Genomic DNA, 10413 nt, shown 5'->3' with positions numbered 1-10413 from the left:
ATATCAAAGAGCTCATCTGCACTGCCCAGGCGGTACATATCAAAGTGGAACAGGGGCAGCCGTCCCCCCTCGTACTCGTTGACAATGGTAAAGGTGGGGCTGGTCACCTGACCGGGCACGCCCAGTCCCTGGGCCAGTCCCCGGGTAAAGGCAGTCTTTCCCGCTCCCAGGTCGCCGGTGTAGGCAATCACCGTCCCCGGCACCACCCGCTCACCCAGGCGGCGTCCCAGTTCCTCGGTATCTCGCTCACTGTTTGAACAATATTCCATTGGGTCCTCCCCTGCGTTCATAGATTGTTTTCGAAATCTGGAAAGATTATAGCACAGATATGGTTTACCTTTCCACCAAAAAGTGATAAAATATAAGGCCGTATCCTAGGAAAGCGAGGAGATGCTGTGAAGACCCTATTTTCTCCCCTCCAAGAATTTCTAAAAAAAGGGGATATGCTGCTGCTGTCTTTGTGTCTGCTGGCCAGCGGCTTTGGCGTGGCCCTTATTTTTTCCGCTACCCGCTACAATGACAACAATAAAGAGGTAGCCGTCCAGATCGTCGCCATCTTGCTGGGTATCCTGGTCTATATCCTTTGTACCTATGTGGACTTTGAGTCTTTTGTGGAGAAGAACTGGAAGTGGCTGCTGGGATTCAGCATCATTTTCCTGCTGCTGCTGCTCACACCCTTCGGTGTGACCCGCGGCGGAAACCGCAACTGGCTGCAGTTTCCCGGCTTCCCCATTCTGATCCAGCCCAACGAAGTTGTAAAAATCCCTTATATTCTGCTTCTGGCCATGCAGATCCATAAGCTTCAGGAGCGAGGCCACGACATCGGCTCGGTCTTTTCCGTCGCACAGATCGGAGCTCACGCCGCCTTCATGCTGGCTCTTATTGCCGGTATCTGCGGCGACATGGGTATGTGTGTGGTCTACACAATGATTTTTTCCATCATGTCCTGGAGCGCCGGAGTCAAACTGCGCTGGTTTGTTTTGGTTGGCAGTGCCATTGTCATTGCCTTTGTGATATTGTGGTTCTTTGTTTTACCCAAAACAGAGGCCTGGGATAAGCTCTACCTGATCAAACGATTCCGGGTCCTCTTCGATCACAGCTACGATCCCCAGGGTGTTGGCTTCCAGCAGACCCGCTCTGTCTTGGCTATCGGTTCCGGTCAGATTTTTGGCAAGGGATATCTCCAGGGCTCTATGACCCAGTCTGCCTATGAATCCACCCTTCCCGCCCGTGATACCGACTTTATCTTTGCCGTGTGCGGCGAAGAGCTGGGCATGGTGGGCTGTCTGGCCCTGCTGGCTCTGCTGTCCGCAGTGGTGCTACGGTGCATCTGGGTAGCCCGCCACGCCAGCTCTCCCTTCTACGCCTACGTATCCATGGGTATGGCTGGTATGCTCATCGTTCAGATCGCCGCCAATGTGGGTATGTGCCTGTTTGTCTTCCCCGTTATGGGCCTTACCCTCCCCTTCATCAGCTATGGCGGCTCCTCCATCATCACCCTCTATGCCGCCATGGGTTTGGTATCCAGCGCCAAGGCCAGAGCCTTGCCCAGCTGGCTGCGGGATCGCGGCGCACTTTAAATTTTCTATCTTGCGGCGTCTGTTCCAGTCTTTGCCTGGAGCAGACGCCCCTTTTTTGCGCATAGTTTCCTTTCTATCGCAGAGACTAGGGATAACCTGAACCAAAAAAGGAGGTTTTCCCGTTGAAACGTCTCTGGCTTGTGCGCCGAAGCGGCGCGCTGCTCCTCTCCCTTGTACTGCTCAGCACCCTCTCTCTCCCCGTCTCCGCCTTCTTCTGGAACAAAAAGGCGTCCTCCCCCACCATCCCCGATTTCTCCAAAAATGCTCTGGTGGGCGACACAGTTGCCTTCTCTGACCAGGACTTCTCCGTACAGAACGGGGATGGCATCAAGCTGACCTCAATCACCATCACCGCCCTGCCTGATCCAGGAGCAGGCACTCTGACTCTGGGCGGCCAGCCTCTGGCAGCAGACTCCGTGGTGGAAGCCAGTGCTCTGGCCGGGCTGCGTTTCCAGTCGCTGTCTCAGCCCTCCGTCACTACCACAACCTTTTCCTTCCTGCCCACCTTTGACGACGGCACCCAGGCCCAGCAGCCCACGACTGTCACCCTCTATCTTCTCACTGCCGCCAATGAGGCCCCTATTGCCCGGAACATGGATCTGAGCACCTATAAAAATGTGGCCATCACCGGCTACTTTGACGCAGTGGACAGCGAGGGCGACACCCTCACCTTCCAGCTCATGGACACCCCTGCCCGGGGCGCTGTGACTTTGGCGGAGGATGGCTCGGCCAAGTTTGTCTACACTCCCTACGAGAACAAAACCGGCAAAGACTCCTTCACCTATGTGGCCATCGACTCAGCGGGCAATACCTCCTCCGAAGCTAAGGTGACCATTCAGATCAACAAACCGGACACCAAAGTGACCTACGCCGATATGGAGGGCGATCCCGCCCACAAGGCCTCCATCCGCCTGGCCGAGGAGGGCATCTTCGTCGGTTCCTATCTCAACGGGGAGTACTTCTTTGACCCCGACCGCCCGGTCACCCGAGCAGAATTTCTCACCATGGCCATGGCCACCGTCGGCATGGCTCCTCTGGAAGATGTGACCACCACCGGCTTCACCGATGATGCGGCCATCCCCACCTGGGCCAAGGGTGCAGTATCCGCTGCCGTGATGGCGGGCGTGATCCAGGGGTCCCGGGACGACTCCGGCGCGCCGGTATTTGATGCCTCTGAGAATATCACCCAGGGCGAGGCCACTGTCATGCTGGATCAGCTGCTCAATCTCAGCGATGTGCCTCTGGAAGTTTTCTCCGCCCAAGGTTCCGATACCCACTGGGCGGGACAGGCCGCCGCCAACCTGGCCGCCTCCGGCGTCATCCGGGTGGAGGAGACCAACTCTGCCGCCCTGTCCACCGGTCTGGATCGGGCTCAGGCCGCTATGCTGCTGGATGGCGCACTTGACGTGCTCAGCCAGCGCGAGGAGGACGGCTGGCTTCCTTGGTAAAGCACAACAGGCTCCCACGATGTCGTCGTGGGAGCCTGTTCTCATTTCTTATGTTTTTCCCGCCAAGCATCCGCCTGAGCCAGCAGCTCCTCCGCACTCTCCAGCAGAGCTGGAGTCACCGCCGCGCCGCCAATAAGCCGCGCCAGCTCCTTCCGGCGCTGTTTCCGGTCCAGCCGCTCCAGATTGGTGTAGGTGCGGCCCTCCCGTTCTCCCTTACTTACCGAGAAGTGAGTGTCCGCCATAGCAGCCAACTGAGGCAAGTGGGTGACACACAGCACCTGCTTGTGCCGGGCCACCTGAGCCATCTTTTCGGCTACCTTCTGGGCCGCCCGGCCGGAGACGCCGGTATCCACCTCGTCAAAGACCAGGGTGCCGATCTCGTCGTCCTGAGCCAGTACATTTTTTAGTGCCAACATGATGCGGGCCAACTCGCCGCCCGAGGCCACCTTTTGAATGGGCTTGAGGGCCTCGCCCACATTGGCCGACATCAAAAACTGCACCTGGTCCATGCCTGTCTCGTCCAGCCCCCACTGATTATCGATGGGGGAAAATTCCACCTGGAAACGCACTTTCGGCATGTCCAGCTGCCGCAGTTCCTCCTGGACCCGCTTTTCCAGCTTTTCTGCCGCCTTGCGGCGCTGCTGGGACAGGGCCTGTGCCGTCCGATCCGCTTCCTTTCGAGCCTTGTCCAGTTCTTTCGTGAGCCGGGCAATGGTATCGTCAGCAAATTGGATCTCGTCCAACTCCTTGCGGCACTTGTCCAGATACTGGAGCATCTCCTCCACGGTGGCGCCATACTTCTTTTTTAGGCGGTAGAGAATATCCAGGCGGCTCTCCACTTCATCCAGCTCGCCGGGAGAGAACTCCATCTCACGGGTCAGATCCCGCAGGGTATCTGCCGCATCGTCGGCGGCGCTGCGCAGTTCGCTTACCTGCCGGGCCAGTTCCTCTAGGGCTGCGCTGAACTGAGACACACTGTCCAGCTCTCCCTCTGCGTCAGCCAGCAGGGAACAGACTCCCCCGCCCTCGTCATCTCCGCACAGGGCGTACTCCGCACTTTGGAGGGCGTCCATCAGCTTGCCCGCGCTGCGCAGCAGCGTCCGGCGCTGGTCCAGCTCCTCGTCCTCTCCGGCGCGCAGCTGGGCGCGCTCCAGCTCCCGGATCTGAAAGTTCAGGGTATCTACCCGGCGGCTGCGCTCTGCCTCGTCCATCTCCAGGGCGGCGATCTGCTTGCGCAGGCCATTCCAGGTCTGGTATGCAGTACGGTAGTTTTCTAAAAGTTCGGTGTGTCCGCCGCAGCGGTCCAGATATCCCAGGTGGCTGGCGGGGTCCAACAGTTGCTGGCCGTCGTGCTGGCCGTGGATATTCAGCAGCTGTCGGCCCAGCTCCCGCAGCTGGGCTACCGTCACCAGCCGCCCATCTACCCGGCACACGTTGCGTCCATCCCCCTGGATCTCCCGCTGGAGCAGCACTTCCCCATCCTGAAGGGCAATGCCGTTCTCCTCCAGCCAGGGCAAGGGCGGCACCTGGGTAAACACTGCCGTCACCAGAGCCGACTTGGCCCCGGTGCGGATGAGTTCCCGACTGGTACGCTCCCCCAGCACAGCGCCGATAGAGTCAATGACAATAGATTTACCTGCACCGGTCTCACCGGTGAGCACGTTGTAGCCCGGTTCAAAGCGGATATCCGCTGACTGGATCAGGGCGATATTTTCAATATGAAGCAGGGAAAGCAAACAATCACCCCCATCTCTTCCGCGCTTATTTCAGCAGCTTATGGACCTCCCGGTTAAACTGCTCGGCGGAAGCGTTGTCCCGCATAATGAGAATTCCGGTGTCATCGCCTGCCAGGCTGCCCACCATCCCCGGGATGTCCATACTGTCCAGGGCCGAACAAGCCGCCGAGGCCAGACCGGGCATGGTGCGCACCACCACGATATTCTGGGCCAGATCTACCGATACCACGCCCTCTTTGAAGATATTGCGCAGGCGAACATCGGAATCCACCATTCCCTTACGCTCGGAGACCACATACCGGTAGCCGCCTCCAGCCATCTCCTTGACCAGACGCAGCTCCTTGATGTCCCGGGAAATGGTAGCCTGAGTGGAGGCAAAGCCCCGTCGCTTCAGCTCGTCCAACAGCTGCTCCTGGGTCTCTACGTCCACGGATTGGATGATCTTCAAAATCTCAGCCTGTCGAGCTCGCTTCATGGCACATAACCTCCTAATTTCTGATTGACCACTTGATAAAAGCTCCGCCCTACCAGCCGCACCAGGCGGATGGTATGCTCAGAGCGGCTGATCTCAACGCGTTCATTTCCTGTAAGGCGTATTGCCTTGCCACCATCTACCGACAGATAGATGCTCTTCCGGTTCCCCTTGGGCAGCTGCACTGTGACGGTGCGCTCCGCTCCCAGCACCATGGCCCGCACCGCCAGCTGGTGGGCGCACACGGGCGTGACGATCAGACATTGGGACGTGGGCTCCACAATGGGGCCTCCGGCAGACATGGAGTAGGCGGTAGAGCCGGTGGGGGTAGCCACGATGACACCGTCCCCCATAAGCTGGCGTATCACCACCTGGTCGGCAAAGACTTCCATCTCCGCCACCCGGGCAATAGATCCCTTGGAGAACACCGCATCGTTAAGGGCCAGGTCTTGGCTGAGAAGCTTCTCTCCCCGGTAGACCCGAACATCCAGCATCATACGCTCCTCGGTGGTGTAGTCTCCCTTGGCCAGCTGAGTCAAGCGGCCCAGTTCGGAGCGCTCCAGCTCGGCCATAAAGCCTACACTGCCCATGTTGACCCCCAGGATGGGCAACTCATGCAGGGTGGCATCCCGGGCAGCGTGGAGAATGGTCCCGTCCCCGCCAAAGCAGATGAGAAGGTCTGCCTTCGGCAGCTCTTCCTCCATATTTTTCAGCTGTGCGTGGCGGGGCAGCTCCAGCCGGTCCCCTTTCTTGGGTACAAAAGGCAGGCACAGGGCGGTCTCGACCCCGGCGCGTTCCAGAATCTTCCGGGCCTCCAGGGCGGCCCGCAGCCCCCGGTCCCGGTAAGGGTTGGAGCTGAGGAGAACTCTCATTCCTCTCCCCCCTTCAGCTGCTGGTGTGAGGCATCCACCAGGGCTTTCAGATCCACCTCACAGTCCGGGCCTTCTCCGGCATAGAGATAACCCAAGTATTCAATGTTTCCCTCTGGTCCCCGAATAGGAGAAAAGGTAATATCCTTTACAGTAAATCCGGCGTTGGCGGCATGCTCCAGGAAGTGCTCCAGCACCTCCAGATGGACCGCAGGGTCCCGGATCACGCCCTTCTTGCCAACCTTGTCCTTTCCCGCCTCAAACTGGGGTTTGACCAGACACACCGCCTGGCCTCCCTCCTTCATGAGGGGCCGCAGGGCAGGCAAAATCAGGTTCAGAGAGATGAAGGACACATCCACAGAAAAGAAATCCAAGGGCTCCGGGATCTGCTCCTTGGTGAGGTAGCGGGCGTTGGTACGCTCCATACACACCACCTGGGGGTGGGTACGCAGGCGGTAGTCCAGCTGGTTGTAACCCACATCCACAGCATATACTTTACTGGCTCCATTTTGCAGCATACAGTCGGTAAAGCCACCGGTGGAGGCTCCAATATCGGCACAGATGGTGCCCTCCAGCGAGATGGGCCAACAGGCCATAGCCTTTTCCAGCTTCAGTCCACCCCGGCTGACATAGCGCAGAGTTTTGCCCCGCACCTGGATCACCTGCTCCTCTTTCACAGGAGCTCCGGCCTTATCTACTTTCTGGTCGTCCACATAGACTTGTCCGGCCATAATGATGGCCTGGGCCTTCTGGCGGCTCTCAGCCAGCCCCCGTTCTACCATCGCTACATCCAGCCGCTTTTTATTGGTCACGGCCCAGCACCTCCATTGCCCGACGGAACACACCTGCCCCGTCCAGGCCCAAATCTCGTTTCAGCAGGGAAACCGCCCCGTGGGGCACGTAGCCTGCGCCGCAGTTGACCAGCGCAGTCCGGGCGGGTACTCCCGCCTCCTCCAGCGCCGCCAGAGCCCGCTGGCCTACGCCGCCCTGCTCTGCACACTCCTCTGCCACCAGCAGCGCGCCGGTCTTCTTGACCGACTCCACTGCCAGAGTGCAATCCAAAGGAGTGATGACATTCCATTTCAGTACCTCGGCCTGGATTCCCTGCCCGGCCAGCTGGTCCGCCGCCGAGAGCAGTTCATTTATCTCCATGCCGTACCCTGCCAAGGTAATATCCTTGCCAGTCCTTAATATGACTGCATTTTCTTTGCCCGAGTCTTCCTGATAACCACCTTGGCCTCCCCGGGGATAGCGCACTGCCACCGGGCCGCTGTCTTGGCAGACCGCCTGCTCCAGCATCCGGTCCAGTTCGGGGAAATTAGCCGGAGCATAGACCTTCATGCCTGGGATGGTATCCAGATAGGCCACGTCAAAAACACCGTGGTGGGTCTCTCCATCGTCGCCCACCAGACCGGCACGGTCCACGGCAAAGACCACATGCAGTCTGTCAATGGCCACATCATGAAGGAGCATATCATAGCTGCGCTGCAGGAAGGTGGAATAGACGGCAAACACGGGTACCGCCCCCTGCTTGGCCATGCCCGCCGCCATGGAGACGGCACACCCTTCCGCGATACCCACATCGAAAAACCGCTTGGGGAACGCCTTGGAAAAGGGCACCAGCCCCGTTCCGCTGACCATTGCCGCGGTCATAGCACACACCCGACGATCTGTCCGGGCCAGGCGCACCAAGGTGCGTCCAAAAACGGCGGAAAAATTCTCTCCCCCGCTCTTGAGCGCCTTTCCAGTCTCCGGATCAAAGGGAGAAACACCATGGAAGGCGTCGGGATTGGCCTCAGCAGGTGCAAAGCCTTTTCCCTTTACCGTTCTTATGTGCAGGACGACCGGCTCATTCAACGTGCTTGCATAGCGCAGCGTCTTGGTCAGCTGCGCCACATCATGGCCGTCTACCGGTCCCAGATAGGTAAAGCCCATATCTTCAAACATGCTGCAGGGCAGCAAGCTCTGTTTTAGAGCCCTTTTGAGTTCGTGGGTCACTTTATAGATCTGACGTCCAAGCCAGAAAGCATGCATCACCCGGCGGTAGTTCTGCTTAAAGCGCAGGTATTTCGGTTTCAGTCGCTGCCGGGCCAGAAGCTGGGCCACACCACCCACATTGCGGGTAATGGACATCCCGTTATCGTTGAGGATGACTAGCAGCTGCTGACCGCACTGCCCGGCGTTGGACAGTCCCTCATAGGCCAGGCCGCCGGTGAGAGCTCCGTCTCCGATCAGGGCGAGCACCTTGTAGTCCTCTCCCAGAGCAGTACGGGCCTGAGCCATGCCCAGCGCCACCGCCACCGAGTTGGAGGCGTGCCCGGCAATAAATGCGTCGTGTACGCTCTCATTGGGCTTTGGGAACCCGGCAATGCCGCCGTACTGCCGCAGGGTAGACATCTGCTCCCGGCGTCCGGTGAGCATCTTGTGCAGATAGCACTGGTGTCCCACGTCAAAGACCAACCGATCCAGGCTGGTATCAAACACCCGATGGATAGCCACGGTGAGCTCTACCGCGCCCAGGTTGGATGCCAGATGTCCTCCGGTTCGAGAGACATCCCGCACCAGTTCTTCCCGAAGCTCGGCACAAAGGGCCGTGGCCTCCTGATCGGTCAGGGCCTTCAGAATCGGTCCGTTTTCAGTTGTCTCATCTTTTTTTGTCAAGGTAACCCCTCACATCTCCCCAGTGCGTTCACTGGCGTGATCCATTAAAGGAGGATCGGCCCTGCCAGACCAATAACAGTCCCCAAAAGCGCGCCCATGATCACCTGCGGCAGCGTATGGCCCAGGTTTTCGTTCAGACGCTTTTTCTGCTTCATCTCTTCGGGCATCTCGCTCCAGTGCTCAATGACATAGTTGAGTACTTTGGCCTGCTCGCCCGCCGCCCGGCGCACGTTGCACGCGTCATACATGACCACCAAGGCAATGGCAGCAGACAGAGAAAACAGAGGATCCCGCCATCCGCACACCTGTCCGATGGACATAGTCGCCGCACAGACAAAGGCAGAGTGCGAGCTGGGCATATCGCCGCTGCCCACCATACGTTTCAGATCCAGGTTCCGGTTTGCCACGAAGTGGATCAGTGTTTTGATCACCTGCGCAATGAACCAAGCGAAGATTGCCAGATCCAAGGTCAGGTTTCCCGTCAAGAAGCCTGTATGATCCATACTGCCCCCTTTCTCTCCCGCTGGGAGACGGTAAGCCTTATTTCGTACGCTGAGCCAGGGTGTTGGCCAGCCACACCAGGAAGTCCGGGCTGGCAAACCCATCCAGAGCGGAGATGGCCTGAGCGGTGAGCTCTGCCACCAGCTCCCGGCTGCGGTCCAGCCCCAGCAGGGAGACAAAGGTGTTCTTCTCCTTCTCCCGGTCAGAGCCTGTGGGCTTGCCCAGCTCTTCGTCGGTGCTGGTCACATCCAGAATGTCATCCTGGACCTGGAAGGCCCGGCCAAGACACTGGGCATACTGCCGCACCGACTCCCGCTGCTCGGGGCTGCCTCCGGCGGCGATACAGCCAAGCTCCGCGGCCGCGGCAATGAGGGCACCGGTTTTCAGGCTCTGGAGCTGTTCCAGCTCTGCCCGGGTGAGGCTGCGCCCCTCCCCGGCCATGTCCAGCGCCTGTCCGCCCACCATGCCATCCGGCCCGGCGGCCAGGGACAGGCAGGCTACCGCATCCACCACCTGCTGGGCGGTGAGCTGGGCCTGGGTCAGGGTCTGGAAGGCGGCAGTCAACAGGCCGTCACCGGCCAGGATCGCGGTGGCCTCCCCGTAGACCATGTGGTTTGTGGGGCGGCCCCGGCGCAGCTCGTCGTCGTCCATGGCGGGCAGATCGTCGTGAATGAGCGAATAGGTGTGGATCATCTCCACCGCGCAGGCAAAGGGCAGGGCAGCCTCCGGATCACCGCCGCACATACGGCAGCTCTCCAGTACCAGCACCGGCCGGATGCGTTTGCCTCCCGCCATCAAAGAGTACTCCATCGCCTCCCGCAGGTCGGCGTAGCGGCCCATTTGGCCTACTCGCTCCCGCAGAGCCTCTTCCACCCGAGCCTGGGTGGCCTCATAGTGCAGGCGAAATACGTCCTGTTCCATTACTCTTCCTCCTGAAACTCCCGCTCCTGGGGCTGGCCGTCGGGTCCAGCAGTGAGCAGCGTCACTTTCTGCTCCGCCTGGTCCAGCATGGCGGTACAAGTTCGTAAAATCCCAGCTCCCTCTTCAAAAAGAGCCATGGCCTGTTCCAGCGGGGCGTCACCCCGCTCCAGCAGGCTCACGATCTCCTCCAGCCGGGCGGTGGACTCCTCAAAACTCAGCTTCTTC

The 10413-nt window shown here is 59.5% G+C and carries 11 protein-coding genes; 2 read left to right on the top strand and 9 right to left on the bottom strand.

Annotation, left to right across the window (positions count from 1 at the left end; all coding sequences use genetic code 11):
• The coding region (gene tsaE / locus ACLTXB_RS17960; protein WP_428227886.1) for a tRNA (adenosine(37)-N6)-threonylcarbamoyltransferase complex ATPase subunit type 1 TsaE at nt 1-269 on the bottom strand (269 nt) is incomplete at its 3' end.
• Between the two features lie 174 nt (nt 270-443).
• Here tsaE and ACLTXB_RS17955 point away from each other — a divergent pair.
• Entirely contained in the window at nt 444-1580 is a 1137-nt protein-coding gene (locus ACLTXB_RS17955) for an FtsW/RodA/SpoVE family cell cycle protein (RefSeq protein WP_428227885.1), read from the top strand.
• Between the two features lie 122 nt (nt 1581-1702).
• A complete protein-coding gene (locus ACLTXB_RS17950; protein ID WP_428227884.1) occupies nt 1703-3028 on the top strand; it encodes an Ig-like domain-containing protein in 1326 nt (441 codons plus the stop codon).
• A 41-nt stretch (nt 3029-3069) separates the two neighbouring features.
• On the opposite strand, the gene recN is transcribed toward ACLTXB_RS17950, so the two are convergent.
• From recN to xseB, 8 genes are all read right to left on the bottom strand, one after another.
• Nucleotides 3070-4764 (bottom strand): DNA repair protein RecN, encoded by a 1695-nt coding sequence (gene recN / locus ACLTXB_RS17945; RefSeq protein ID WP_428227883.1) that lies wholly within the window; start codon nt 4762-4764, stop codon nt 3070-3072.
• 25 nt (nt 4765-4789) lie between these two features.
• Nucleotides 4790-5239: an arginine repressor gene (locus tag ACLTXB_RS17940; protein ID WP_008980565.1), complete on the bottom strand. Its 450-nt coding sequence runs from the start codon at nt 5237-5239 to the stop codon at nt 4790-4792.
• A complete protein-coding gene (locus ACLTXB_RS17935; protein WP_428227882.1) occupies nt 5236-6108 on the bottom strand; it encodes an NAD(+)/NADH kinase in 873 nt (290 codons plus the stop codon). Before ACLTXB_RS17935 ends, ACLTXB_RS17940 begins: the two co-directional genes overlap by 4 nt.
• The gene (locus ACLTXB_RS17930; protein ID WP_428227881.1) at nt 6105-6917 is read right to left on the bottom strand and encodes a TlyA family RNA methyltransferase; all 813 of its coding nucleotides are present in this window, start codon (nt 6915-6917) and stop codon (nt 6105-6107) included. The genes ACLTXB_RS17935 and ACLTXB_RS17930 overlap by 4 nt, the downstream gene beginning before the upstream one ends.
• Nucleotides 6907-8766 carry a 1-deoxy-D-xylulose-5-phosphate synthase gene (gene dxs, locus ACLTXB_RS17925; protein WP_428227880.1) on the bottom strand — a complete coding sequence of 620 codons (1860 nt, stop codon included), beginning with the start codon at nt 8764-8766 and terminating at the stop codon, nt 6907-6909. Before dxs ends, ACLTXB_RS17930 begins: the two co-directional genes overlap by 11 nt.
• Before the next feature lie 44 nt (nt 8767-8810).
• On the bottom strand, nt 8811-9269 hold the full coding sequence (locus ACLTXB_RS17920; protein ID WP_008980561.1) for a divergent PAP2 family protein: 459 nt from the start codon (nt 9267-9269) through the stop codon (nt 8811-8813).
• A 37-nt stretch (nt 9270-9306) separates the two neighbouring features.
• Nucleotides 9307-10188, bottom strand: a complete 882-nt coding sequence (locus tag ACLTXB_RS17915) for a polyprenyl synthetase family protein (protein WP_110440679.1) — start codon at nt 10186-10188, stop codon at nt 9307-9309.
• On the bottom strand, nt 10188-10413 hold a 226-nt coding region (xseB, locus tag ACLTXB_RS17910), incomplete at its 5' end, for an exodeoxyribonuclease VII small subunit (protein ID WP_428227879.1). The genes xseB and ACLTXB_RS17915, both read right to left, overlap by 1 nt.

Source organism: Flintibacter sp., assembly GCF_046973065.1.
This window is presented reverse-complemented; position numbering and strand designations above follow the sequence as displayed.